This window comes from Streptomyces sp. NPDC048002 (genome assembly GCF_040653275.1).
In the GTDB taxonomy this organism is placed as follows: Bacteria; Actinomycetota; Actinomycetes; order Streptomycetales; family Streptomycetaceae; genus Streptomyces.
The window spans coordinates 133,092-158,683 of the sequence record NZ_JBEZNL010000005.1; the positions used below are offsets into that span (position 1 = coordinate 133,092).

The window sequence follows — 25,592 nt, forward strand, 5'->3', positions numbered from 1 at the left end:
TCGGCGCGTCGTGCACCAGGGAGGCAAGTGGCATGTCGGAGACGGCGGATGCGCGTGAGGCGGATCGCGCGCTCAAGGCGAAGCACCGGACGATGTGGGCGCTGGGCGACTACCCGGCGGTGGCCAGGCAGGTCGTGGCGGCGCTCGGGCCGGCGCTGGTGGAGGCCTGCGGGGTGAAGCGCGGTGACCGGGCACTGGACGTCGCCGCCGGATCCGGCAACGCGTCGATCCCGGCCGCGCTGGCGGGCGGTGCGGTGGTCGCCTCGGACCTCACACCCGAACTGCTGGCCGTGGGGCGCCAGGAGGCCGAGGCCCGCGGGGCCACGCTGAACTGGCAGGAGGCGGACGCCGAGTCGCTGCCGTTCGACGACGCCGCCTTCGACACGGTGATGTCCTGCGTCGGGGTCATGTTCGCCCCGCACCACCAGGTCGCCGCAGACGAGTTGGTGCGGGTCTGCCGGCCCGGCGGCACCATCGGGCTGCTCAGCTGGACCCCCGAGGGGTTCATCGGGCAGATGTTCGCCACGATGAAGCCGTACGCCCCGCCGCCGCCTCCCGGCGCGCAGCCGCCCCCGCTGTGGGGGCAGGAGGCGCACGTCCGTGAGCTGCTCGGCGACCGGGTCACCGCTGTCGAGGCGCGTCGCAGGACGATCCGGGTGGACATGTTCCAGGAGCCGGAGGAGTTCCGCGACTTCTTCAAGACGGCGTACGGGCCGACCATCGCGGTCTACCGGAGCCTGGCCGACGACCCCGAGCGGACCGCCGCCCTGGACGCCGCCCTCGCCGACCTGGCGGGCGGCGCGCTGCGGGACGGGGCGATGGAGTGGGAGTACCTGCTCCTCACCGCGCGTAAGGGTGGCGCGGACGCAGGCTGACGCGTAGGGGGGGGCGGACCTCCGTCGGCACGCACCGGTCGTAGCCGGCGGTGTGTCCGCCCCAACGCCTCCTTCGGGGTCCCTCGGGTCAGGCCGCGATCGGTTCGGCCGCCAGGAACTCGTCCACGAACTTCAGGGTCCGACGGTCGAAGTCGGCGTACTGCGCCTCCCGTTCGGCGTCGGCGACCACGTCGCCGATGTGGAGGTTGCCCTCGGCGTCGACGCGCTGCGGTCGCTCCTCGGCGTCGAGGAGGAGGCCCACGCTGGAGTGGGAGAAGCCGCAGTAGTAGGCGATGCCCTCGCTGAGGGAGGCTTCGAGGACGGTCTGCATTCCCCGGGCGATGGGGTCATCGGCGGTCGCCCCGGCCAGGCCCAGCCAGAGCATGCGCTTGCCGGCGAGGCGGGGCTTGCTGCGGCCGTAGGCGAAGCCGTAGTTCCACACCCGGTCGATCCATCCCTTGAGGACGGCGGGCACGCTCTGCCAGTACACGGGGAAGACGGCCACGATGACGTCGGCGTCGAGGATGCGCCGCATATGGGCGTGCGTCTCCTGCGAGTACGCCTTCTCCCGGTTGCCCCAGTCGGGCTGGTCCTCCACGTTCATGCGCGGATCGAAGCCCTCGGCATGCAGGTCGAGGAGGTCGATGCGGTATCCGGCGGCTTCGAGTCGGGCGGCCGCGCGGCGGGCGGTGTGCGCGGTGAGGGAATCGCTGCGGTGGTGTGCGACGACCACGAGGGCGGTCCTGGCGTCATCACTGCTGTGCTGCTGCGGCACGGTGTCTCCTTGAGAGGCGCTGTTCGGTGCTTCCAGTACAACCGCGCCCGCGTGGATGATCCATGGGAGAAACCCTCCAGGACATAGGAGATCGTCTACGATTCCGTTATGGATCCCCTGAGTTCACTGCTGAGCGGCATCCGGGCCGAGGGTTCGGTCGTCAGCCACGCCGTCCTGAGCGCGCCCTGGACCATCCGCTTCGCCGACGGCGCACCCCTCACCATGGTCACCGTGCTGCGCGGGGGCGGCACCCTGCTGCTCGCCGACGGCACGGAGCGGGCGATCACCGTGGGAGACACGGCAGTTGTGCGCGGCCCGGAACCTTTCCACCTCGCGGACGAGCCGGCCACGGTCCAACTGCCGCACGTGGAGTACGAGATCAACTGCTTCACCGCCGACGCCTCGTGCGGGGACCACGAACTCACCGGCATCCACTGGGACACCGACCCCGTCGGTGCCACGGCACTCATCGTGGGTGCCTATCGCGCCTGGGGCCACACCCACGAACGGCTCCTGCGCGCGCTGCCCTCCGTCCTGGTCGTCAGCGAGGACGCCGAGGTCTGCGCCTGGTTGGAGAGTTCCGCCGCCGACGCCGCCCGCTACTCGGCCGGTTCGCAGGCGCTGATGGACCGGCTTCTGGACTGGGCGCTGGTGTGCACACTGCGCACCTGGTTCGACCAGGCGGGCGCCGACGCCCCCAGTTGGTACCGCGGCCTCGCCGACCCGGTCCTCGCGCCCGCCCTGCACGCCTTCCACGGCCGGCCCTCCGACACCTGGACCGTGGCCTCGCTGGCCGCGCAAGCCGGTGTCTCCCGGGCGCTGTTCGCCAAACGCTTCACCCACCTGATGGGTCGCCCGCCCCTCGCCTACCTCACCGAGTGCCGCATGGACGACGCCGAGACCCTCCTGGCCGACACCGAACTCAGCATCGCCCAGATCGCGAAGACCGTCGGCTACGCCGACGCCTTCGGCTTCAGCGCGGCCTTCAAACGCCACAAGGGGGTGAGTCCCAGTACGTTCCGGGCCGGCGCGGCGTAGCCGGTGACTGCTGGTCCGCAGGGTGCCCGAGTGCGCCAGGGGAGTAGTACGCCCTGACCGGGGGCACTCGGGCAGGGTTCCGCTCGACGAGGAGTGAGCCCATGGTCACAGCGCAGGCCGGGACCGGCCGTACCATCACCACCGACATCCCTGCCCGTCTCGACCGTCTGCCGTGGTCGCGGTGGCACTGGTCGATCGTGATCGGACTGGGGACCGTGTGGATCCTGGACGGCCTGGAGGTCACGGTCGTCGGCAGCATCGCTCCCCGTCTCTCCGAGCCCGGCAGCGGCCTGCCGATCAGCTCCGGCCAGGTCACGGGTCTGGCCGCCGCCCTGTACGTGGCCGGTGCCTGTCTGGGCGCGCTGTTCTGGGGCCGGTTGACCGACCTGTGGGGCCGCAAGAAGCTCTTCATGATCACGCTCGCCGTCTACCTGGCGGCGACGGCGCTCACCGCGATCTCGTTCGACACCTGGTGGTTCTTCCTGTTCCGCTTCCTGACCGGCTTCGGGATCGGCGGCGAGTACGCGGCGATCAACTCCGCGATCGACGAGCTGATCCCGGCGCTCTACCGCGGCCGTGTCGACCTGCTGATCAACGGAAGCTTCTGGCTGGGCGCGGTCGGCGGCTCCCTGCTGTCGATCGTCGCGCTGAACACCGCCATCTTCCCGGCCAACATCGGCTGGCGGCTGACCTTCGCGCTCGGCGCCGTCCTCGCGCTGGTGATCCTGCTGGTACGACGGCACGTCCCGGAGAGCCCGCGCTGGCTGCTGATCCACGGCCGTGACGACGAGGCGGAACGGATCGTGTCCGACATCGAGAGCAAGGTCGAGGCCGAACGGGGCGAGCCGCTGCCGCGCCCCGAGGGCGAGATCACCATCCGCCAGCGCCGCAGCGTGACCTTCGTCGAGATCGGCCGCACCGTCTTCGCCAAGTACCGTAGGCGGTCCTTCCTCGGCTTCTCCCTCTTCATCGGCCAGGCGTTCCTGTACAACGCCATCACCTTCGGCTTCGGCGCGATCCTGACCACGTTCTTCGACGTGCCGACCGGGAACACCGGCTACTACTTCGCCGTCATCGCGGTCGGCAACTTCATGGGCCCGCTGCTGCTCGGCAAGCTCTTCGACACGGTCGGCCGACGCGTCATGATCTCCTCGACGTACCTGCTCTCCGGTCTGCTGCTGTTCGGCACGGCCTGGCTGTTCGACCGCGGTTCGCTGAACGCGGCCACGATGACGGCCTGTTGGTGCGCAGTCCTCTTCTTCGCCTCCGCTGGTGCGTCGAGCGCGTACCTCACGGTCTCCGAGATCTTCCCGATGGAGACCCGCGCGATGTCCATCGCCTTCTTCTACGCGCTCGGCACCGCCGCCGGCGGTATCAGCGGCCCGCTGCTCTTCGCCGACCTCACCTCGACGGGCCAGGTCGGCGACACCGTCCTCGCCTTCCAGATCGGCGCGGCCCTGATGTGCCTGGCGGGCCTCGTCGCCGCCTTCCTCGCGGTACGCGCGGAACGCCGCTCCCTGGAGGACATCGCCCGCCCGCTGACCGCGGTCGACGAACCCGCGGGGGCGGCGAAGAGCTGACGGGCGCCACCGGGTGCACCAGCGTTCAGCCGGGTTTCCGCAGCGCCCGAAGAAGCTCGCCGGTCTTGGCGTCCGGCATGTAGGCGCGGGTGAGGGCGACCCCGATGCGCGGCAGGTCCGCCTCGTCGCGGTACAGCAGGTACAGCGGCTCGTAGCGGGGGTTGAACTTCTGCTTGAAGGCGTGCAGGGACCGGAATCCGTAGTACGGCTCCATGAAGACGCCGAGCTGGTCCAGGAGCCGGTCGAAGGGGGTGGCGGTCTCCGACCAGGCGCTGTCGCTGTGGGCGAGCGGGGCCCCGGACAGGGACACGAACTCCGCTCCCTCCTCCTGGAAGGCCAGAAACGCGGAGGCGATCATGAACTCGACCACGGGCGGGAACGGTCCGTCCGCACGTCTGCGCATGACGTCGAGGGTCCAGCCGCGGACCTGGCCGTTGCCGCCGTACACGGGGATCCACGACGTGACCCCGAGTACCGTCGTCCCTTCCAGCGCCAGGCCGACGCGTACGTGGGGGTCGAGTGCCTCCTCGACGCCGCCCAGTGTGAAGCCCATCTCGGGCAGCCCTTTGTCGCCCACCCACTCCTCGGAGATGGCCCGTACCTGGCTGAGGATGTGGCGCGGCTGGTCGGCCAGCCGGACGAGTTCGAAGTCGACGTCGAGCTTCTTGCCGCGGTTGAGGGCGCTGCGCACCTTCTGCCACCGCTTGCCGGTGAGTTCCAGGCCCGGGAGGGAGACCACGGTGTCCTCCGCGACCTGCACGCTGTGCCAGCCCAGCGCCTCGGCTGCCTCGGCGACCGGGCGAGTGGTGGAGAACAGGCAGGGAACCGCCCCGTGGAGTTCGCAGAAGTCGATGAACTCCCGCACCGCCGCGCGCCGGTCCTCCCGGGCGCCGGCCGGGTCGCTCAGGGCGATGCACACATCCGCGTGTTTGCGGTAGGCGACGTAGGCCTGGCCGGAGGGGGCGAAGAAGTAGGAGTTGTCGGGCCAGGTGGTCATCCAGGACAGGTTGGTGCCGCCGTACCGGACGAGCAGGTCCACGGCCCGCTCGCGTTCTTCGAGCGGGGCCGTCTCACGCGAGCGGCGGAACCTGCCGAGCAGCGGGGTGGGGACCCGGAACGCGGACCGGCCCGCCAGGAGAACGACCAGTTCGGCGGCCCAGACCACACCGACCGGCACCAGCACCGGCAGGTCGTCGAGTACGTCACGCCGGTCGGCCTCGTCCGCCAGGGCGTACGCCACCGCGACCAGGGCGCCCAGCAGCACCTGGAGCGCGGCCAGGACGGTGGTGATCCACCAGGCCGCGCGCCGGCCCTTGCGCAGGCCGTTGACCAGCACGGCGGCGACCACCGCGTGGACGGCGGCGTGGAGCGCGGACCCGCCCAGCCCGTAGGTGGACCCCATGGGGCCCTGGGCGGGGATCAGCCATACGGTGACGGTGATGGCCAGGAGCAGTACGACGCCCGAGGCGGCGAACAGGCGCCACTCGCGACGGCTCACCCGGCCCGACGCCGGGGAGCGACGGGGCACCGGCAGCCACCGGCTGGCGGTCAGACCGAGGGCGACGCCGACGAGGTGCTCCAGGTCGGCGATCCCGCCCACGAAGAGGAAGACCACCAGCACATAGCCCGACAGGGCCAGTCGCGCCCGTAGCCGCCAGGGGGAGGACAGGGTCGCGGTGGCCAGGGCGGCGGCGGCCATCGCACCGGCCGAGGGCCCCACGTCCAGGTCCCGGGACACCTGCTCCGCCCACGACCAGTTCACCCCGCGGCCCAGCCACAGCAGCCCGGCGCTGGCGAGGACCGCGACGAGGTGGCCGAGCAGCGTGACGGCCGCCGCCCACCGGGTGCCCAGACGCCACTCGGCGAACCCCACCAGCAAGATCACGGCGGCCACGATGACCAGTCCGGCACTCGGCCGGGCACCGAACACGAACCCGCTGGCCAGCGTCCACCAGCGGTTCGCCTCGAAGGACGGGAGCCCGTAGGCGACGTCCGGGTACCAGGAGCGGTCCTCCACCGGCCGCCACAGGGACTGCGTGGCTAGGGCCACCACGAGCATGGTCAGGAGCAGCCCGAGAGTGAAGGGCAGCCGACGCAGCAGCCGTACGGCGCGGCTCTGACCGTCGGCGTCGGCGCTGCTGTCCGCCTGTCGGTCGGATCGGCCTGACCAGAGCTGTTGAATGCCCACGAAACCCATTAAAAGCGGCAGCCGGACACCGTGCGCGTCGGTGGCCGCGGGTGCGCGGCGCTACGCGCTCCCGGGCAGCGGCGCGGGTCCGCCCGAGGGTCCTTCGCGCAGGCGGTGTGCCGCCACCACGACACCGAGCAGGAGGACCAGGACCGTCACGAGGACCCCCTCAACCCCGTGACGCGCGTGCACGAGACCTCCGGCGAGGGCTCCGGCGGCCAGCACGGCGACGGACACCGCGCGCCGCACGGTGCCGCGCCCCGGCCGGTCCACCGCCAGCGCGGTCAGCGTCCGAGTCATCACGGTGGTGGTCAGATCGGGCACCCCCAGGCGGTGTACGACGGCGTTCTGGAGCCCCATCCCGCAGGCCAGCGGCACCAGGACCGCGTACCGCCCCCAGTCCGCCGTCTGACCGACGAGCGCGAGCGCGACCAGCAGGGCCTGGAACGCGACCAGCCGAGCGAACAGCCCGCCCGGCTCGTCCTGGCGCCGCCACGCACCACCGGCGGCGGCCCCGGCCAGGAACCCGGCGAGCGCCACCGCCGAGGCCGTCGCCGACAGCTGAGCCGTCCCCGACAGGGCGAACCCGAGGAAGACCACGTTGCCGGTCATATTGGCGACGAACACCCGGCCCAGCCCGAGGAAGCTCGCCGCGTCCACCAGCCCGCCCACGAACGTCAGGGTCAGCAGCAGGGGCGTGAACCGCGCGTGGCGGTGACCGTCGGGGAACATCCACCGGGCGACCCCACCTGGGGCCCTCACCGCGCCGCCTCCCCGCCCGGTCGTTCCCTGCCGTCACCGGCGTGCCCCAAGCGGGGGCCCTCGACGGCCCTGCGGACTCTCGTACCTGTCACCCGCTCAACTGGAGCAGAAGGCGGCCGGGCGGGCGGCGTCCCACGCCGGGAGGGCAGGCACACTCGGCCGCGAACGAACGACGAGGCCGGACTGCGCGACGCGCACGTGGGGACCCGCGCGCCCGAGGCCGGTCGAGTGGCGCTGTTGCAGCATCCCGGTGACCTCGGCACCGGCCCGTGCCGTCCGGGTGGACCCCGTGTGCCAGCATCCGCCGCATGATCATGAACCGTTCCGCCGTGCTGTTGTTGAGTGCCGCACTCGCCGCGGTACCCGTCGCCGCGGGAGCCGCGGAGCCGGACGCGGGGGCGTCGCCCGGAACCGTGCGGCAGGACGGGGTGGTCCGCGGTGCCGGTTCGGCCGTCGCCCGCGCCGACGTCGTCCTCTACCAGGCGGGTACGGAGCGGGGAGCGCCCGCCACCGTCCTGGGCCGGGCCAGGAGCGACGCCAAGGGCCGATTCACGATCACCTACGAGCGACCCCGGCAGCGATCGGCCGTTCTGTACCTGCTGGCCGACGCCGGCGGCCGACAGCAACCGGTGCGCCTGGCCGCGGTCCTGGACGGGCCGCGCCGGTCGGCGACGCGCATCGTCGTCAACGAGCGGACCACGGTCGCGGCGGCGTACGCCATGGCCCGGTTCACCGACGGCCGCAGCATCTCCGGTGCGTACCCCGGCCTTCAGAACGCGGCCGCCACCGCGGGGAACCTGGCCGACGTCACGACCGGCAAGGTCGCCGCCGTGCTCGCCGCGCCGCCGAACGGCAGCGAGACCTCGACCCTGCGCGCCTTCAACTCGCTGGCCAACACGCTCGCCGGATGCGTGGCCGGCAAGACCTGCGAGGAACTGTTCCGCCTGGCTCGCCCCGTCGGCGGAAACCGGCCGACCAACACCTTCCGGGCCGCGGTCGACATCGCCCACCACCCCGGCCACCACGTGGACGGACTGTACCGACTCTCGCTCCGGGAACGGCCCTACGCCCCCGCGCTCGCCGCCGCACCGGACGCCTGGACACTCGCCCTGCGCTACGACGCAGACGGCCGGACCCTCGACGGACCCGGCAACATCGCCTTCGACGCCCACGGCAACGCCTGGATCGCCAACAACTACGTCTTCAACCCCGACCCCACACAGCCCACCTGCGGCGCCGACTACGTCGTCAAACTGACCCCGACAGGAGAGAACGCGCCCGGATCGCCCTATCGAGGCGGCGGCCTGTACGGGGCGGGCTACGGCGTCACCCTCGATCCCAAGAGGAACATCTGGGTCGGCAACTTCGGCTTCCAGGGCAGCGGTTGCCCGCTCGACCCCGACCCGCTGTACCGCAGCGTCTCTCAGTTCCGGTCCGACGGAACACCGTTGTCGCCGCCCACCGGATGGCGGTACGGCGACATCATGCAGCCGCAGGGCACGGTGTCGGACCGGCGCGGCACCATCTGGATCGCGAACTGCGGCAACCGCAGCGTGACCCGCGTCCCGAACGGACGCCCCGAGCGTGCCCGCAACATCCCCTCACCCTCCGACGGACTGGTCAAGCCCTTCTCCGTCGCCGTCGACACCCGGGGCCGCGCCTCGGTGACCGGCAACGGCTCCGACAACGTGCTGCGCCTGTCGTCCCGGGGCGAGCCGCTGGGGTACGTCAGCGGGGGCGGGATCTCCGCGCCGATGGGCGTCGCCTCGGACAGCGTCGGCAACGTGTGGGTGGCCAACTCGGGACTCGTCGACATTCCCTGCGAGGGCACGGGAGCCCTGCCGCCCGCCGACGCCGGTCTCGACCCGGCGGACGGCGCCGCCGAAGCCTCGGTCACCATGATCCGCCCCGACGGAACCACGCCCGCTGGCCCGTACGAACGCGGTGGCCTGTTCCTGCCCTGGGGCATCGCCGTCGACGGCGACGACAACGTCTGGGTCGCGAACTTCGGCGGGCAGCGCGTCGCCCACCTGTGCGGGGCGCGGCCGCGTACCTGCCCGCCGGGTCACCGGACCGGCGACCCCATCTCCCCGGCGGCCACCGGTTACACCAGCGACGGACTGGTCCGGAACACCAGCGTGCAGATCGATCCCTCGGGCAACGTCTGGCTCACCAACAACTGGCAGACCGTGCCGCTGCAGACCAACCCGGGCGGTCACGAGGTCGTGGTCTTCGTGGGCATGGCCGCGCCGGTCCGCACCCCGCTGCTGGGAACCCCGCGAAGCTAGGCAGCGAAGCACAGCCGATGGTTCAACTTCCAAAGGCATGTGCCGACTTGTGTGACGCGGCTTGTCAACTGTCGAACGGACTCCTACAGTCCGGCGGCAAGTGGAGGGTGGGATCGCTCCCACCTCCTGGTCGCTCATCCAAGCAATGGAGCCGCGATGACTTCCACACCCCGCAGGCCGAGCCGCAGGCACATACTCGGCGCCGCACTCGCGGTGCCGCCCACCCTGGCCCTCGGCGCGCCGAACGCACGGGCCGCCTCCTGGGGCGCCCCGGTGACCGTCAACTCCTGGAAGAAGATCAGCGGAAGGTGGACCGCCAACAACGAGTTGGAGACGTACACACCGGACTGCGTCTGGTACGAGGGCAGCACCCTCGTGATCAAGGCGTACAACGCGGGCGGCGGTGTCTACTACTCGGGTCGCGTCGAGTCCACCGCACTGTACGGCTACGGCACCTACCGCTTCACCGCGAACATGCCCAACGGACAAGGACTGTTGCCCGCCGTCTGGGCCGCCTACCTGAATCCGTGGCTGCCCGAGTTCGACGCCGCCGAGATCGTGGGACAGAACCCGAACGTCGTCCACCAGACGTCGCACGACGTCAACAACGCCCAGCAGCAGTTCTCCAGGACGAACTCCTACGGCTGGACGAACGCGTACCACACGTACTCCTTCAGCTGGTTCCCGGACCACATCGACTTCGCGGTGGACGAGGTCTTCACGGGCACGACCTGGTACAGCACTCCGCCCGGGACGGGCATGCACTTCATCGCGAACATCGCCGTCGGGGGTGACTGGCCGGGCGACCCGAACGCCTCCACCTGGGCCACCGCCGACGGCGCCCGCTATCTCAAGATCTCCTCGATCACGCACACGCCCTACTACCCCTGAGGTGAGTCGGGAGCAACCGTGACCCGGCCCGGACGGCGAGCGCCGCCGTCCGGGCCGGTGGTGGTCAGCCGGTGGTGGGTGTCACTGGCCGCCGAGTCCCGTCGTGGCGACGGACTTGACGATGTGCCGCTGGAAGAACAGGAAGACGACCACCAGGGGCAGTGCGGCCAGGACGGCCGAGGCCATCGACTGGGCGTACTGGACGCCGTAGGCGTCCTTGACCGACGTGATGCCTACGGGCAGGGTCATCAGATCGGGGTCGGAGGTGGAGACGAAGGGCCACAGGAAGTTGTTCCAGGCCCCGATGAACACGAAGATCGCGACGGCCGACAGCATCGGCCGGGACAGCGGCAGGAGTACGGACCAGAAGACGCGCAGGTGGCCGGCGCCGTCGATGCGGGCCGCCTCCTCCAACTCCCTCGGCAGGGAGTCGAAGTGCTTCTTCAGGATGAACACCATGACCGGTGCCACGGTCTGCGGGAGGATCACCGCCGCGTAGGTGTCGACGAGGTTCAGGGTCAGCATCTGCTGGAACCACGGCACGATCAGCATCTGCGGCGGCACCAGGACGGCCGCGACGGTGAGGGCGAACAGTGCCTTGCGCCCGGCGAACAGGGTGCGGGAGAAGGCGTAGCCGGCCATCGAGGACACGGCCACCGTGATCACGGTGACGACGGCCGCGATGAGGAAGCTGTTGAACATCCACAGGGGCAGGTCGCCGCGCTCCCACACGCTGCGGAACCCGTCGAGGGTGAAGCCGTGCTCCGGCCACAGCCAGTGGACCGGATCGCTGGCGTCCTGCTCGGACTTGAACGCGGTGAGCAGTCCCCAGCCGGACGGCAGCAGCCACAGCAGGGCCAGCAGGGTCAGGGCCGCGAAGGTGAGGGTGCGGGCGGTGCGGCCGTCGCCGAGGGAGGGGTGGGTGCGGCGGGCCTCGGCGCGGAGTCTGCGGGCCGCCACCTCCCGGATGACCGGCGAGCGGGGTGCGGTCCGGGGGCTGCGGGCGGGCAGCTCGGTGGTGGAGGACATGTCACTTCTCCCGGCGGCGGAGGGCGGCGTACTGGGCCGCGGAGGCGAGGATGACGAGGGCGAAGAAGACGTAGCTGATCGCGGAGGCGTAGCCGAGCCGGTAGCCGGTGAAGCCGACGTCGTACATGTACTCGATGACCGGGCGGGTGGAGTTGTCCGGGCCGCCCTTGGTGAGCAGGTAGATCTGGTCGAAGACCTTCAGCGAGGCGAGGATCTGCAACACGGTCACGACGACGGTGATGCGGCTCAGCTGCGGCAGGGTGATGGAGAACAGGCGTCGCCAGGCGCCCGCGCCGTCAAGGGCGGCGGCCTCGTAGAGGTGGTCGGGTACGGATTGCAGGGCCGCGAGGTAGAGCAGGAAGTTGAAGCCGACGGTCCACCACAGGGTGGTGAGCACGATCGCCCACATCGCGACGGACTTGTCGCTCAGCCAGGCGACGGAGTCGAGTCCGACCGCGTTGAGGAGCTGGTTGTACAGGCCGAGGTCGCCCTGGAAGAGCCAGCCCCACACCAGCGTCACCACACCGACGGGCAGCAGGTACGGGGCGAAGAACGCCAGGCGCCACACCCACTGGCCGGGCAGCCCGGTGTGGACGAGGAGGGCCATGCCGAGGGCGACGAGAACGAGCGGGACGGTCGACAGGACGGTGAACCAGACGGTGTGGCCGAGCGCCCGCCACATCTCGGCGTCCTGGAGGGCCTCGGTGAAGTTGTCCAGGCCGATGAAGCTCGGTGCGTGGGCCGACAGGGAGGTGTCGGTGAAGCTCATCCACAGGCCCTGGACCAGGGGCCACACCATGAAGAGGGCGAAGAGCACGAGGAAGGGCAGGGCGAACAGCAGGCCGGGGGAGAGGATCCGGCGCGTCGGTGGCGTCCCGGTGCGGGACGGGGCGAGGGGAGAGGACATCGTTGTGCCTCCTGCGCGGATGGTTCGCGGCCGGATCAGGCCGGGCTGGGCTTGGAGAGGAAGGTGTTGAGGCGCCGTACCATCGCGCGGGCGGCGCGGTCCGGGCTCATGTCGCCGAGGAGGGCCTGCTGGAGGACCTGGGACATGGCGTTCTGGAAGTCCGAGCCGGCTCCGGCGAACCAGGCCGCCGGGTCGAGGACGACGTGGTCCGCGGCCTGGGCGTAGTGGGACTGCGGGAGGAGGGCCACGTACGCGGAGGTCTCGGTGACGGGCGTGTAGGCGGGGATGTGGCCGGCGGTGGCCCAGATCTGTCCCGCCTTGAGAAGTGCGGCGACCGCGCGGTGGGTGCGGCGCCGGTGTTCCTCGTCCGGGTGGTCGCGGTGGGGCAGGACGAAGGAGTGGGAGTCGGCGTAGACGGCCGGGGTGCCGAAGACGGTGGGGAAGGGGGCCGCGCCGATGTTCTCGTCGGTCGTGCGGAAGGTGCCCAGTTCCCATTCTCCAGAGAGGATCATCGCCGTCTGGTTGTTGACGAAGGAGGCGATGGCGGAGGCGTAGTCGAGGCTGCGGGGGTTGACGGTGCCGTCGACGATCTTCGCCATGAAGGCGATGACCTCGGCCATCCGGTCGGGGTCCACCTCGGCCGGGCCGCCCTCGGGGAGTTCGAAGCGGCCGCCGGTCTGGTGGTAGAGGCCGTAGAACAGCCGCCAGCACTGGGCGGTGTCGGTGACGTAGCCGAAGGCGATGCCCTGCTTGCCGGACGCCTTGGCGAGTTCCTTGCCGGCGGCGAGGAAGGCGTCGGGGGAGGAGAAGGCGTCCGTGTCGAGGGCGCCGTCGGCGGTGAGCAGACCGGCCTTCCTCGCCGGTTCGGGGTGGTAGAAGACGATGAAGGGGTGGGTGTCCAGGGGGATGGCGTAGGTCTTGCCGTCGAACCGGGTGCGGGACCAGACGGCGTCGGCGAAGTCGTCGGGGGTGACGCCGTACTCGGCCAGCAGGTTCAGGTCCCACGGGTCGAGGAGTCCGGTGGGCGCGTAGCCGGCGAGGCGGGACATGTGGGAGACGGCGACGTCGGGGCCGCGGCCGCCGGCGGAGGCCATGGCGAGCTTGGTGTAGTAGGGCGTGCCCCACTCCAGGACGGTGCGTTCGACGGTCGTGCCGGGCATGTCGGGACCGGCCTTGGCCACCATGTCGTTGAGGAGGCCGCCGTCGGCTCCGCTGAACAGGTCCCACAGTTTGACGGTGGATCCGTCGTCGGACGCGAGGGCCGAGCCGCAGCCGGTGAGGGCGCCGGCGCCGAGGGCGGCCGTTCCGGCGGCGAGTGCTGTCGTCAGGACGCGGCGTCTGGTCGGTCCGTGGCGACCGACCAGGGCGGGTGTGCCGGTCATGGGTGTCCTTTCCGGTGGGCGGCGGCGCGGGAGGGGAGTCCGTGCGCCGCCACTCCACCACAGGTGCGGTGCGTACTTACATCGATGTAAATCCTGGGCAGGGGTCGGCGTGCCCGCTCACGGGGAGCGGTGGTCCGGGACTACCGCGTGTTCTCGTAGGCCGCCGTGCGCAGTTGGGCCTCGCGCAGGGCCGCCGTGTCGGCCTTCTCGGAGCGGTCGAAGCGGTAGACGCCGTTGCGCTCCTGGAAGACGTCGGTGAGCTGGGTGTAGCAGTAGCCGAACATGCCGGGGTCGTCGAGCAGGACGCCGGTCAGGCCGCGGAACCGCTCCACGAACTCCTGCTCGGTGCGGGGCCGTTCGCCGTACCCCCAGGACGTCCCCGAGTCGTCACCGGCCGCGGCCGCGGCCTCCGGGTCCCACCAGATCCCGCCGAACTCGCTGCAGAAGTAGGGCTGTCCGTTATAGGGCACCGACCAAGTACGGCCCTCGGGGCCGGTGTTGACGTACGGCCGGTTGTTGGCGAGGCCATCCATGATCTTCGCGAACGCCGCGGGGTCCTGCTCGTAGCAGTGCGAGTCGTAGACGTCCGTCTCCGGCACCCGGTGCGCGTAGCCGGAGGCGTCGATGACCGGACGGGTCGGGTCGGCCTGCTTGGTGGCGAGGAACATGCCACGGGTGACGTCGTCCAGGACCGTGATGCGATCGTGCAGGTTCTGGTACGTCTCGTTCAGCGGGCACCAGCCGACGATCGAGGGGTGGGAGTGATCACGCTCCAGCGCCTCCAGCCACTGCGTGACGTACGAGGCGTCGGGCCGCTGGTTGTCGTCGCGGACACCGGTCTCGCAGCCCCAGTCGCCGAACTCGCCCCACACCAGGTAGCCGAGCCGGTCGGCGTGGTGGAGGAAGCGCTCCTCGAACACCTTCTGGTGCAGACGGGCCCCGTTGAACCCGGCCGCGATACCCAGCTCGATGTCCCTCACCAGCGCGGCGTCGCTGGGCGCGGTCATCAGGCAGTCGGGGTAGTAGCCCTGGTCCAGGACCAGCCGCTGGAAGACCCGCTCGCCGTTGAGGAGCAGCTCCTTGCCGCGCACGGACACCGACCGCAGCCCGGCGTAGGAGCGGACGGCGTCGACGACCGTCCCGTCCGGGCCCAGCACCTCCAGGGCGAGGTCGTACAGGTGGGGGTCGTCCGGCGACCACGTGCGCCGGCGCTCCTCGGGCACGGCGAGCGTCAGACGCGGGCACAGGTCGAGATCGGCGCGTCCCTCGGCGGTGACGACGACTCCGTCGGCGTCGCTGAGCGTGGCGCGCACCCGGTGTCCGGCGACGTTCGCGGAGAGCGGCAGCTCGACCAGGAAGGAGCCGGTGGCCAGTTCGGGGGTGATACGGGGACGGCGCAGGGCGACGGTGCGGGGAACGGGCTCCAGCCACACGGTCTGCCAGATGCCCGTGGTCCGGGTGTAGTGGCAGTGGGAGTTGGCGTACCAGGTGGCCTGCTTGCCGCGGGCCTGGACGGTGTGGCGGCTGTCCCGCGCGCGGACGACGACGGTGAGTTCCTCGCCGGCCGCGACCACGTCACCGAGGTCGGCGGTGAAGGGAGTGAAGCCGCCACGGTGGCGGGCGACCTCCCGGCCGTTGGCCCACACGGTGGTGTCGTGGTCGACGGCCCCGAAGTGCAGCAGCACGCGGGCGTCGCCCCACTCGGCGGGCACGGCCACGGTGCGCCGGTACCAGACCGCCTCCAGGAAGTCCGTCTCGCCGACGCCGGACAGCTCCGACTCCGGGCAGAACGGGACGAGGATGCGGTCGGCCAGGTCGCGGTCGGTGAGGCCGCGTTCCAGACCGGTGTCGGACCGGTCGATCTCGAACTGCCAGGTGCCGTTGAGGTTCAGCCAGGCATCCCGGGTGAACTGGGGCCTGGGGTACTCGGGGCGGGGTGGCTCGTCCGGGAGGTACGGGGCGGGCATGGTGCTCCTCGTTGCGAGAGTGCAGGTCGGTGCGGTGTGCGGATGGTGCGGGCACATGGCACCATGCCGATTACATCGATGTAAATAGCTCGGACGTAGATTGTGCGGACTCCTGTGGCGCGGCGTCGGCATCCGGAGGGACCGTGGCGGTGGTCCGGTGGCCGTCGGGCGTCGTCCGGCGTCGTCCGGTCGGTGTCCGGCGGTCATCCGGTGCTCGTCCGGTCGGCGTCCGGCGGTCGTCCTGTGGCCCGTCTGCAGCCGCCGGGCGGGGGCCGGAAAGCGCTGTCCGCGGTCGGTATGATCACGGCAGTTCGGAAGGAAGGGCAGCGTGCAGGCCAGACCGAGGATCAAGGACGTGGCGGAGTACGCCGGCGTCTCGCCCAAGACCGTCTCCAACGTGATCAACAACTACGAACACGTCTCGGAACGGACCCGCACAGCCGTCCAGGAGGCGATCGACGCCCTCGGCTACCGCGTCAACATCGCCGGGCGCCAACTGCGCCAGGGCCGCACCGGCATGATCACCCTCGCCGTGCCCGAACTCGACGTCGCCTACTTCTCCGAACTCGCCCGCCACGTCATGGAAGCCGCCGGACGGCACGGCCGCACCGTACTCATCGACCACACAGGCGGAGAACGCGACCGCGAACTGGCGGCGCTCCACGGCTTCGACACCCAGTTCTGCGACGGAGTGATCCTCAGCCCCCTGTCACTCCTGCCCCGCGACCTCGCCACCCGCGACCGGCGCCTGCCCCTGGTACTCCTCGGCGAGCACTCCGCCGAAGGCCACACCGACCACGTCGGAATCGACAACGTACGCGCCGCACGCGAAGCCACCGAACACCTGCTGGCCCGAGGACGGCGCCGCATCGCGGTGATCGGCGGCACCCTGCGCGGCAGACAGGGCACCGACCGGCTTCGCACCGACGGCTACCGCGAGGCGCTGGCCGCGGCGGGCCTGCCCTTCGACGCCGACCTGGTCGTACCGGTGGACGCCTACCACTGGCGCGACGGCGCCGAGGCGGCCGCCCGCCTGGCACGGAACCCGTCGCCACCGGACGCGCTGCTGTGCCTGAACGACAACCTGGGACTCGGCGCCCTGCGCGCCCTGCACGAGGCCGGCGTACGCGTGCCCGCAGCCGTCGACGTGATCGGATTCGACGACATCGAGGCCTCCCGCTTCAGCGTGCCCAGCCTGAGCAGCGTCTCCCCCGACAAGCGGGAGATCGCCCGGCTGGCGGTGTCACTGCTCCTGGAGCGGGTGGACGACCCCGGCTCCTCGGCCGCGTACCGGGACGAGGTCGTCGGCCATCGGATCGTCGTCCGGGAGAGCAGCGGGGGCTGACAGCAGGCCGCCGCCTTCCCTGGTGCGGTGCGCTCAGCCGTCGCTCTCGCGCGCCAGGACACGGCGGGCCGCCTCGGCCTCCGCCGCAGGTGGCGACAGTTCGTCGAGGGTGTCGAGTTCGTCGTCCGACTCCAGTTCGCGTTCCCACGCGGCAGCGAGACGTTCCTGTTCGTCGCGCGGTTTCGTACCGATGGCTTCGCGATGCTCGGGGTCCAGGACGGTCAGGAAACGCTCGACCGAGTCTGTGGGCATGTGCTGCTCCTTGCCGCGGGAAGGGGGTGAGGTCCTGCTCAAGCATGCGGGAGCCTCCCTGCGCTGACGCTCCGACACCGCCGGGGGACACCCCGTTGGCCGCCCTCCGGGCCGGACGACCACAGGCGAACGGCGGCTCGGTTCGGCCCGGCCCACTGCTGACGCGAACTCAACGCACCGGAAACCCGAAGGAGTAGCCCTGCTCCTTGAGCATGGGGATGATCCGGCGCAGGGCTTCCACGGTCTGGGCGCGGTCTCCTCCCGCGTCGTGGAAGAGCAGCGTCGGCCCGTTGGGCAGTTCCCGCTGGACGGTGGCGACGATGGCATCGGCGCCCGGCTGTTCGAAGTCCTTGGTGTCCACGTTCCAGCCCAGCGGGCGCATACCCTGAGCAGCCGCGACGGAACGGCTGTAGGGAGTGAAGGCCCCGCCCGGCGCCCGGTAGTACATCGGCCGCACACCCCCGGACGCCTCGGTGATCATCCTTTCGGCGTCGAGGATCTGCTGCTTCTGGTAGGGCCGCGACTTGTTGTCCATGGTGGTGTCGTGGGACACGGAGTGGTCGCAGAGCCGGTGTCCGGCCGCGACGACCCTCTTCACGAGATCCGGGTGCGCCTGGGCCTGCGTTCCGACCATGCAGAACGTGGCCTTCACCCCGTACTCCTCCAACAGGTCGAGCATCTGCGGCGTCCAGACGGGGTCGGGACCGTCGTCGATGGTGATGTTGACGCCGCGCGCGCCCTTGTCCGAGGCGTGCGCGATGGAACGGTCGACCTGCTCGGTCGGCGTGGCGGACGCGCTGACCTCCGGCGACCCGGCACTGCTCACTGCACGGGCCTGCGCGGTCCACACCGACGCACCCCCGGCGAGCACCGTCACCCCGAGTGCCGCCGCGGCGATCTTGCCGTGCCATCCCCGCCTGCTGCCGTGCCGCGCCATGTCCGCCCCGCTCTCTCGTTCAACCCCACCAGACGTCGGCTGTCTCGCAGCCACCTGGCAGGACGAGGGGCGGGGGCTCGGGGATGCGCCCGTTACTGATCACGGACAATTCCGTGGGTGTCCACGGACAACCCGGGCGTCCGGCCGAGGAGGAGTGCCTTGACCTCCGCCGGAGCGGGAGGAACGAACAGTTCCGTGTTCGAACCAAGAACGAAGAGATAACGGCGGGCAACGACAAGGGGGTTGATTAGGTCTAGTCCACCATGAAGATCTCTTTCCTCCTCCACAACGCCTACGGAATCGGGGGCACGATCACCACGACCTTCAATCTCGCCCAGGCGCTGGCCACTCGGCACGACGTGGAGATCATCTCGGTGTTACGTCACCGGGAACGCCCGAACTTCACCCTGGACCCGAGGGTTTCCCTGCGACCGCTGGTGGACCTGAGGGACGAGAAGGATCACCCGCTCCATGCGCGGCCGGCGCGCGTGTTCCCGGCCGCCGAGTACCGGCACCAGCAGTACAGCGAGTTGACCGATCAGCGGATCGGTGAGTGCCTTCGGGTGACCGACGCCGACGTGGTGATCGGCACCCGACCCGGGCTCAATGTGCACCTCGCCCTCCAGGCCCCGAGCCACGTCGCCCGTATCGGCCAGGAACACCTCACGCTCGACAACCACCCCCCGGCCCTGCGCACCGCCCTGCGCCGGGCCTACCGCCGGCTCGACGCACTCACCACGGTCACGGAGGCGGACGCCGCCTCCTACCGGCGCAAGGTGCGCTTGCCCGGCGTCCGGGTGGAGGCACTCCCCAACAGCGTTCCCGATCCCGTGCTGCCCGCCGCGGACGGCCACGCGAAGGTGGTCGTCGCAGCCGGCCGACTGGTTCCGGTGAAGCGCTACGACCTGCTCATCGAGGCATTCGCACGCGTCGCCGCCACCCACCCGGCCTGGCAACTGCGCATCTACGGCAAGGGAGAGGAACACGACAGACTGCGCCGGCTCATCCACGGCCTGGGCCTGAGCGAAAACGTCTTCCTCATGGGTGCCGCCGCCCCGATGGAGGCGGAGTGGGTCAAGGGGTCCATCGGCGCGGCAGCCTCCACCTTCGAACCCTTCGGCATGACCATCGTCGAGGCCATGCGCTGCGGACTGCCCGTGGTGAGCACCGACTGCCCGTACGGCCCCGGCGAGATCATCAAGGACGGTGTCGACGGGCGACTCGTACCGGTCGGAGACCGCGACGCACTCGGCGACGCGCTGCTGGAACTCGTCAGCGACGGCGAGCGGCGACGCGGTATGGGCCGGACCGCCATGGAGAACGCCCGACGTTTCGCGCCGGGCCCCGTCGTGGAACAGGCCGAGCGCCTGATCGCCGGGGCCGTCGCGGCGAGAACGGGCGGTCGGCCCGCCGCGGCGGGGTCGCAAGGGCTGCAACGGGCCCTGATCAGCAGCGGCTTCGCCGCACGTGACGCTGCCCATGCGGCGGCCGGTACCGCACTGCGCGTCGTACGGAAGGGACAGAAGTGAACCGAGGCCCGGGTACGACGGACGACACTCAGGTCCGCGCCGACTGCACCGTCGCATCGGACGGCCGAATCGCCTTTCAGCTCACCGCACTTCAGGCACCGGCGCCACAACTGCTGCTGTCTGTGCGCCCCAAGAAGGGTCCCAAGGGTTCCAAGAAGGCGAACGCGGAGGAGAACCTCCTGGTCCTGCCCATCGACGGCGACGGGCGTGCCGTCCTGGAGCCGCAGCCCGCTCTCGCCGAAGGGCGGTGGGACATGTACGTGCTCCCTGAGCCGGGGGCACCCCGCAGACGGATACGCCCCGGATTTCGCGATCTGAGGGCCCTGGTCGACGGGGCCACCCGCGAGTGGCCGTCTCCGGTCGCCGTGCGCGTTCCGTACACCACCAAGGACGGATTCCTCGCGGTACGCACGTGGTTGCGCACCGCCCACGCCGAGGTCGCCGGCATCGACGTGACGGAGGGGTCAATCGCGGTCAAGGCGCGCCTGCACGGTGCCGACCTGGCCCCCGGTGCCGTAGTACGGCTGCGAGCGCGCGGCGCCGAAGGCATCGAGCGAACAGTGGAGTCACAGATCGAGCGCGATGGTCGCTTCACCTTCGCGCTCGGCTTCGAGGAGTTGGTCGCCGCAGGCGGACCCGGCAGTCGCGTGTGGGACGTCAGCCTTCGGCTCCAACCCGGCGAGGGAACCCCATCCATCCGTATCGGTCGCCTTCTTGACGACCTGGCGGATCGCAAGGAGGTCTTCGTCTATCCGACCGTCACGGTCGGCGGTGCCGCCGTTCGTCCGTACTACACGGTGGACAACGACCTTTCCATCGAGGTGACGGCCGTCGAGTGACAGGGGTCGCTGACCCACGATGGAAAGTACGCTCACATCCCGCGCTGCGCGGCGAGCACGTCGTCGTCCGACGGGCGGTGCGTGACATTGCGGCGGCGGGCGCCGAGCGGGCTGAGTTCGAAGACCAAGCGGCCCAGGGCGATCAGTGTGCCCTGGCCGAAGACGAGGAGCATCCACCATCCCGTGTCCCAGTACCAGTTGGTGGTCCAGGGCTGCGTGATCACCACCGTGCCGAAGAGGTGGGTGAGGGCGATGACGATGCCCGTGCGCCGCTGCCGGGGGCAGAGCAGCGGCAGCATCGCCCAGACCAGGGAAACCGGCATCAGCCAGGGAGCGAGGAACGGCAGACCGGACATGGCGAGCTCCGACGTCGGTTGGGGAAGGTCTGGCTACGGTGGCACGAGCAGGCCGCGATGCAGGCTCGGTTGGATATCGCGGCGATCACGATGACGGTTCGTCCGGAGGCACCGGTCAAGGGTGCCTCCGCCTCGCACCTCCGCACGAGAGCAGTCGGGCCCGGTGCCGTCAGTCCGTGGAAGTCACCGCGAGCGCCGCGAGGCGCGCTCGCGAACGACGATGATCAACATGTGTGGGGGAAGCGGAGTATCTCCTACCGCGTCGCTGGCATGCAAGACGCGTCCAGGAAGGCGACCTCGGCGGATCCGCGTCAACGCGACGCCTCGAAGCCCGCCTGCGTGACCTGAGGGCGGCCGCGCAGGCCGGTACCCACGACGGTCGCAGGTGACGGGCCGGCAGCACCTCACCGGGCAGACCGGCCCATGCGGCGGTTGTAGCGTGGCCGGATGAGGAGCGACGGGTATCGGGACGTGGCCGAGGCCGCGTGGTCGTGGGTGCTGGACCACGTGCGCGAGGACGAGGGGCCGTGGCTCGTGGAGACGGTGGTGGAGGGTGCTTCGGAAGCCCCGTCACCGGCACAGGACCGCGACTCGCTGTACGCGGGAATTGCCGGCCTGGCCCCGGTGCTGGCCGAGATCGCGCAGTACCGGGAACTGAGCCCGACGGAAGTGGCACTGGCGACCGGCATCGTGACCAGGCTGTCGGCGCAGGCCGGGCGGCGGACGGAGCCCTCGCTGTACGACGGCCTCGCAGGTGACGCGACGGCGCTCAGACTGCTCGCCCCGGGTGAGGAAGCCGTGGCGCTGCGGCGGCTGGCCGTCCTGGCCACCGGCGACGGTTGGAAGACCACGCTTGAGTTCGAGCCGGGCTCCGACGCGCCCCTGACCGACGTCGTCATGGGCACCGCGGGCGTGGTGATGACGGCGGTCTGGGCGAAGAGCGAGTTCACCGAGGTGATCGCGACGACGGGAGGTGAGGCCCTGCTGCGGGCGGCGGACCGTACGGAAGCGGGCCTCGACTGGGGCATGACGCCGGGGAGACCGTCGAGGGCGCCGAACTACTCGCACGGAACGTCCGGGGTCGCGGCCGCACTGGCGGTCGCTGGCGCCGCCCTGGACCGCGAGGACTTCGTCGAGGCCGCGGTGGAAGGCGCCCGGCACGTCCTCTCGGTGGGGTCGTTGAAGGACGTGGGCTTCGTGGTCCCGCACACGATCCCGCCGTCGCGCCGGGAGGTGGAACCGGTGACGTACACGTGGTGCCACGGCCCGGCGGGTACCTCGCACCTGTTCACCGCGCTGGCGCACGCAGGGGTCGACGAGGTGGCGGGCCACCGCGTCGACGAACTGCGCCAGCGCTGTCTGACCTCGATCCTCACCTCGGGTCTGCCGGAACGCCTCCGTCCCGGCTTCTGGGACAACGACGGCCGCTGCTGCGGAACGGCCGGCGTCGGAGACGTCCTGCTGGACGCCGTCCAGGACTGCCGGGCGCCGGAGAGGAGGCAGACCCTGCTGCGGGCCGCGCACCGCATGGGCGATGCGCTGGTCGACCGGGTCGTCAGGGACGGCGCGGGCGCCCGTTGGCGCTTTCTGGAACACCGCGAGGACCCGCCGCTGCTGCCGCCCCGTACGACGTGGATGCAGGGCGCGGCAGGCATCGCGGCCTACCTGCTGCGCCTCGCCCGGTACGGCGAGACCGGCCCCGACGCCCCGGTCGTGGACCGCCCGGACCAGTGGTGGGCGGTACCGGCACACCTGCGCAGTACCCGGACGGAACCATGAGCGAGTGACCTCATTCGAGACGAGTAATCCATAACGATCTCAGCAAAGCTGTCCACGACCACGCACGAGGGCGCGTCGGTTGAGGGCCGTGTGCGGCGGTACTTGGTCGACGCCCGTCCCGCGGAGCGGCGATGAAGCGCGTCTACGCTCCCCTGGGCTCCGGCTCCGGGAGTCGCTCCGCTCCGGGCGAGGGCGAGGGCGAGGGCTCGGGCTCGACGGCTACGGCGCTCGCCGCCTTCTTCCGCGGCGCGAGCGAGGTCAGGGCCACGCCCCCGACGAGCAGGACCGCCGCGCACCAGCGCAGCCCGCTCACCGGTTCGCCGAGGAAGAGGGCCGCCGATGACATGCCGAACACCGGGACGAGGAGGGAGAAGGGCGCCACCGTGGACGCCGGATGGCGGCGCAGCAGCCAGCCCCAGGCGCCGAAGCCGAAGACCGTCGTGATCCAGGCGACGTAGAGGACGGTGCCCACGCCTTGCCAGTCAAGGTCGCGCAGGGCCGCCAGGTCGCGCGACGGGCCCTCGATCAGGAGGGACAGGGCCAACAGCGGCAGCACGGGGACCGTGCTGACCCAGACCATGAAGTTCAGCGCGTCCGGCGGGGCCGCCTTGCGGGTCAGTACGTTGGAGGCGCCCCAGCAGGCAGCGGCAGCGACGCACAGGACGAACGCGCCGAGCGGCCCGGACGCCCCCTCGTCCACCGCTGCGACGCCGATCCCGGCCAGGGCGATCGCCATACCCAGCGCACCCAGCCTCGACGGGCGTTCCCCCAGGGCGACGAAGGCGATCATGGCAGTGAACACCGCCTGTATCTGGAGGACCAGCGAGGACAGACCGGCCGGCATCCCGGTGTCCATGGCCACGAACAGCAGCCCGAACTTGGCCACGCCCAGGACCAGTCCGACCCCGACGATCCACTTCCACGCGACCTTGGGACGGCCCACCAGGAACACCGCCGGTACGGCCGCCGCCAGGAAACGCAGGGCGGAGAAGAGGAGCGGCGGGAAGTGGTCGAGTCCGATCTCGATGACGGTGAAGTTGACACCCCAGACGGCGGCGACGACGACGGCCAGGGCGAGGTGTGCAGGGCGCATGGGCCGAGGATCACATCCACCGACCATGAAGCACCAGCGATGATTGCTACATGATTGGATGAAGCAGAGCTAATCGATACCGCGCCTCGCGACGGGAGACTGACTCTCATGCTCGACCTGCAACGCTTGCGCGCCCTGCACGCCGTCTCCGTGCACGGCACAGTCGGTGCCGCCGCCTCCGCCCTGGGCTTCACTCCCTCCGCGGTGTCCCAGCAGATCGCCAAGCTGGAGCGGGAGACCGGGACGGTGCTGTTCGAGCGAGAGGGGCGCGGAGTCCGGCTCACCCCGGAGGCGCATCAACTCGTCGAGGTCGCAGATGAGTTGCTGGGCATCATGGAGCGGGCGGAGGGCGAGCTGGAGCAACGGCGCGGTGAGCCTTCAGGACGCCTGACCATCGCCGCCTTCGCGTCAGCGGCGCGCGGGCTGCTGCCCGGAGTCCTCGCCGACCTCGCCGTACGGCATCCGGCGTTGGACGCGCGGCTCAGCGAGGTCGACCCGCATCTGTCGGTCGGCATGGTCGCCAAGGGCGCGGTCGACATGAGCGTGGTGCACGACTGGGACATCTCACCCCTGCTGCTCCCGCCGGGGGTCGAGCGAGCGGTGATCGGCGACGACCACTGCACCCTCCTGGTGCCACAAGGGCATCAGTTCGCGGGCCGGGACGCGGTGCGGCGCGAGGACCTCGGCGGGCAGCGCTGGGTGTGCCAGCCGCCGGGCCGGGTGTGCCACGAATGGCTGATGCGGACCCTGCGGACGGCCGGCCACGAGCCGGAGATCGTCCACCAGGCGGACGAGAACCCGACCCTGGTGGCCCTCGTCGCCGCCGGCCTGGGCATCTGCCTCATACCGCGCCTCGGCCGTGGACCGCTGCCCGACGGCGTGGAGGAGGTCGCGCTCGATCCGACGCCGGTGCGGCGGCTGTACGCACTGTGGCGTACGAGGGCCGCCCGGCGACCCGCGATCGCCGAGACCGTCCGCACGCTTCAGGCGCACTGGCCGCCGGGGGCGCCACGGCCCAGGCACGGAGGGGCTATCGGCCGTCGCGGTGGCCGCGGACGCTCAGGGCGATGACGGAGACGAGGAACCAGAAGGCGCCGAAGGCCGAGTACCCGGCGACGGTCGACAGGCCGCTCGTCGGCGAGGTGGCGGTGGCGGCGATCGTGGCACCGGCGAGAACGGACTGGCCGCCGCTGACGATCATGGGCCACTGGGCACCGACAGCGCGCCGGCGCCCGATCGCCACGAAGAGCTGCACGGCTCCGGACAGCAGGGCCCAGAGCCCGAACACGACGAGGGCCGTGCCGATCGTCGAGAACCCGGCGATGAGCATTCCGGCAGTGGCGGCGAGGCCGAGCCCTATGTTGACGGTGCTGACGCGGCGGTCGGAACCGGTGCCGGCGAGGCGCCGTTCAAGGAGCGTGGCGACGACGTCCCACAGGGGGTAGACGGTGAGGAGCACTGCCGCTCCCACCGAGGGCCGGTCCGTCGCGCCGAGCGAGGCCGAGGTCGTGAGGACGAGTGCCACCCAGATCAGGGAGAAGACGACACGGATCAGGTGGAGCGACCGCAGTCCGGCCACCGTCCCCGCCCCCGTCCCCGTGCGCGTTGCGGTCGCGGTCGAAGCCGTAGTGGTGTGAGTCATCGTTGGTCCCCAGGTGGTCGCTCGGTGCGAGGCGGCTGCCTCGATGACGAGTCTCAGTGGCCCCCCGAGCGTCCGCGTACTACGAACGAAGTAGTTATGTCGTCGAAGTTCCGGCGGGTACTTTCGCCGTCATCGTGC

22 protein-coding genes are annotated in these 25,592 nt (G+C 70.9%); 10 read left to right on the forward strand and 12 right to left on the reverse strand.

Annotated elements, in window-relative coordinates:
• Window positions 1-32 precede the first annotated feature (32 nt).
• Complete coding sequence (locus tag AB0E07_RS09695; RefSeq protein ID WP_362247990.1) at window positions 33-875, forward strand: methyltransferase domain-containing protein; 843 nt, start codon at window positions 33-35, stop codon at window positions 873-875.
• Window positions 876-963: 88 nt separating this feature from the next.
• On the opposite strand, the gene AB0E07_RS09700 is transcribed toward AB0E07_RS09695, so the two are convergent.
• Window positions 964-1,650 (reverse strand): NAD(P)H oxidoreductase, encoded by a 687-nt coding sequence (locus tag AB0E07_RS09700; protein WP_362247992.1) that lies wholly within the window; start codon window positions 1,648-1,650, stop codon window positions 964-966.
• Between the two features lie 108 nt (window positions 1,651-1,758).
• On the opposite strand from AB0E07_RS09700, the gene AB0E07_RS09705 reads away from it, so the two are divergent.
• Window positions 1,759-2,688: an AraC family transcriptional regulator gene (locus AB0E07_RS09705; protein WP_362247994.1), complete on the forward strand. Its 930-nt coding sequence runs from the start codon at window positions 1,759-1,761 to the stop codon at window positions 2,686-2,688.
• Window positions 2,689-2,789: 101 nt separating this feature from the next.
• Window positions 2,790-4,268 carry an MFS transporter gene (locus AB0E07_RS09710; RefSeq protein WP_362247996.1) on the forward strand — a complete coding sequence of 493 codons (1,479 nt, stop codon included), beginning with the start codon at window positions 2,790-2,792 and terminating at the stop codon, window positions 4,266-4,268.
• 25 nt (window positions 4,269-4,293) lie between these two features.
• Here the strand turns inward: AB0E07_RS09710 and AB0E07_RS09715 are convergent, their stop codons facing one another.
• Together AB0E07_RS09715 and AB0E07_RS09720 are read right to left on the reverse strand one after the other, a co-directional pair.
• Window positions 4,294-6,456 carry a phosphatidylglycerol lysyltransferase domain-containing protein gene (locus AB0E07_RS09715; protein WP_362247998.1) on the reverse strand — a complete coding sequence of 721 codons (2,163 nt, stop codon included), beginning with the start codon at window positions 6,454-6,456 and terminating at the stop codon, window positions 4,294-4,296.
• A 60-nt stretch (window positions 6,457-6,516) separates the two neighbouring features.
• A complete protein-coding gene (locus AB0E07_RS09720; protein WP_362248000.1) occupies window positions 6,517-7,188 on the reverse strand; it encodes a YoaK family protein in 672 nt (223 codons plus the stop codon).
• Window positions 7,189-7,526: 338 nt separating this feature from the next.
• Here AB0E07_RS09720 and AB0E07_RS09725 point away from each other — a divergent pair, with 338 nt between their 5' ends.
• Window positions 7,527-9,506: a hypothetical protein gene (locus AB0E07_RS09725; protein ID WP_362248002.1), complete on the forward strand. Its 1,980-nt coding sequence runs from the start codon at window positions 7,527-7,529 to the stop codon at window positions 9,504-9,506.
• Between the two features lie 156 nt (window positions 9,507-9,662).
• Window positions 9,663-10,397, forward strand: coding sequence for a glycoside hydrolase family 16 protein (locus tag AB0E07_RS09730; protein ID WP_362248004.1), 735 nt, complete (start codon window positions 9,663-9,665; stop codon window positions 10,395-10,397).
• An 81-nt stretch (window positions 10,398-10,478) separates the two neighbouring features.
• Here the strand turns inward: AB0E07_RS09730 and AB0E07_RS09735 are convergent, their stop codons facing one another.
• From AB0E07_RS09735 to AB0E07_RS09750, 4 genes are all read right to left on the reverse strand, one after another.
• Window positions 10,479-11,426 carry a carbohydrate ABC transporter permease gene (locus tag AB0E07_RS09735; protein ID WP_362248006.1) on the reverse strand — a complete coding sequence of 316 codons (948 nt, stop codon included), beginning with the start codon at window positions 11,424-11,426 and terminating at the stop codon, window positions 10,479-10,481.
• A gap of 1 nt (window position 11,427) precedes the next feature.
• Window positions 11,428-12,333, reverse strand: a complete 906-nt coding sequence (locus tag AB0E07_RS09740) for a sugar ABC transporter permease (protein ID WP_362248008.1) — start codon at window positions 12,331-12,333, stop codon at window positions 11,428-11,430.
• Between the two features lie 35 nt (window positions 12,334-12,368).
• Window positions 12,369-13,715 carry an extracellular solute-binding protein gene (locus tag AB0E07_RS09745; protein ID WP_362248010.1) on the reverse strand — a complete coding sequence of 449 codons (1,347 nt, stop codon included), beginning with the start codon at window positions 13,713-13,715 and terminating at the stop codon, window positions 12,369-12,371.
• Between the two features lie 140 nt (window positions 13,716-13,855).
• The gene (locus tag AB0E07_RS09750; RefSeq protein WP_362248012.1) at window positions 13,856-15,682 is read right to left on the reverse strand and encodes a sugar-binding domain-containing protein; all 1,827 of its coding nucleotides are present in this window, start codon (window positions 15,680-15,682) and stop codon (window positions 13,856-13,858) included.
• A gap of 328 nt (window positions 15,683-16,010) precedes the next feature.
• Here AB0E07_RS09750 and AB0E07_RS09755 point away from each other — a divergent pair, with 328 nt between their 5' ends.
• Window positions 16,011-17,027, forward strand: a complete 1,017-nt coding sequence (locus AB0E07_RS09755; RefSeq protein ID WP_362248014.1) for a LacI family DNA-binding transcriptional regulator — start codon at window positions 16,011-16,013, stop codon at window positions 17,025-17,027.
• A 33-nt stretch (window positions 17,028-17,060) separates the two neighbouring features.
• Here AB0E07_RS09755 and AB0E07_RS09760 read toward each other — a convergent pair whose 3' ends face one another.
• Both AB0E07_RS09760 and AB0E07_RS09765 read right to left on the reverse strand, forming a co-directional pair.
• The gene (locus AB0E07_RS09760) at window positions 17,061-17,279 is read right to left on the reverse strand and encodes a hypothetical protein (protein WP_362248016.1); all 219 of its coding nucleotides are present in this window, start codon (window positions 17,277-17,279) and stop codon (window positions 17,061-17,063) included.
• 169 nt (window positions 17,280-17,448) lie between these two features.
• Window positions 17,449-18,216: a polysaccharide deacetylase family protein gene (locus AB0E07_RS09765; protein ID WP_362248018.1), complete on the reverse strand. Its 768-nt coding sequence runs from the start codon at window positions 18,214-18,216 to the stop codon at window positions 17,449-17,451.
• 263 nt (window positions 18,217-18,479) lie between these two features.
• Between AB0E07_RS09765 and AB0E07_RS09770 the strand changes: the two genes are divergently transcribed.
• Window positions 18,480-19,745 carry a glycosyltransferase family 4 protein gene (locus AB0E07_RS09770; RefSeq protein WP_362248020.1) on the forward strand — a complete coding sequence of 422 codons (1,266 nt, stop codon included), beginning with the start codon at window positions 18,480-18,482 and terminating at the stop codon, window positions 19,743-19,745.
• Window positions 19,742-20,584, forward strand: a complete 843-nt coding sequence (locus AB0E07_RS09775) for a transferase (RefSeq protein WP_362248022.1) — start codon at window positions 19,742-19,744, stop codon at window positions 20,582-20,584. The genes AB0E07_RS09770 and AB0E07_RS09775 overlap by 4 nt, the downstream gene beginning before the upstream one ends.
• A gap of 32 nt (window positions 20,585-20,616) precedes the next feature.
• Here the strand turns inward: AB0E07_RS09775 and AB0E07_RS09780 are convergent, their stop codons facing one another.
• On the reverse strand, window positions 20,617-20,940 hold the full coding sequence (locus tag AB0E07_RS09780) for a hypothetical protein (protein ID WP_362248024.1): 324 nt from the start codon (window positions 20,938-20,940) through the stop codon (window positions 20,617-20,619).
• Window positions 20,941-21,387: 447 nt separating this feature from the next.
• Between AB0E07_RS09780 and AB0E07_RS09785 the strand changes: the two genes are divergently transcribed.
• The gene (locus AB0E07_RS09785; RefSeq protein ID WP_362248026.1) at window positions 21,388-22,719 is read left to right on the forward strand and encodes a lanthionine synthetase LanC family protein; all 1,332 of its coding nucleotides are present in this window, start codon (window positions 21,388-21,390) and stop codon (window positions 22,717-22,719) included.
• A gap of 142 nt (window positions 22,720-22,861) precedes the next feature.
• Here AB0E07_RS09785 and AB0E07_RS09790 read toward each other — a convergent pair whose 3' ends face one another.
• On the reverse strand, window positions 22,862-23,812 hold the full coding sequence (locus tag AB0E07_RS09790) for an EamA family transporter (RefSeq protein WP_362248028.1): 951 nt from the start codon (window positions 23,810-23,812) through the stop codon (window positions 22,862-22,864).
• A 108-nt stretch (window positions 23,813-23,920) separates the two neighbouring features.
• On the opposite strand from AB0E07_RS09790, the gene AB0E07_RS09795 reads away from it, so the two are divergent.
• Entirely contained in the window at window positions 23,921-24,883 is a 963-nt protein-coding gene (locus AB0E07_RS09795; protein ID WP_362248030.1) for a LysR family transcriptional regulator, read from the forward strand.
• Here AB0E07_RS09795 and AB0E07_RS09800 read toward each other — a convergent pair.
• Window positions 24,843-25,454, reverse strand: a complete 612-nt coding sequence (locus AB0E07_RS09800; RefSeq protein WP_362248032.1) for a hypothetical protein — start codon at window positions 25,452-25,454, stop codon at window positions 24,843-24,845. The two genes, AB0E07_RS09795 and AB0E07_RS09800, sit on opposite strands and share 41 nt — an antisense overlap.
• Between the last annotated feature and the right edge of the window lie 138 nt (window positions 25,455-25,592).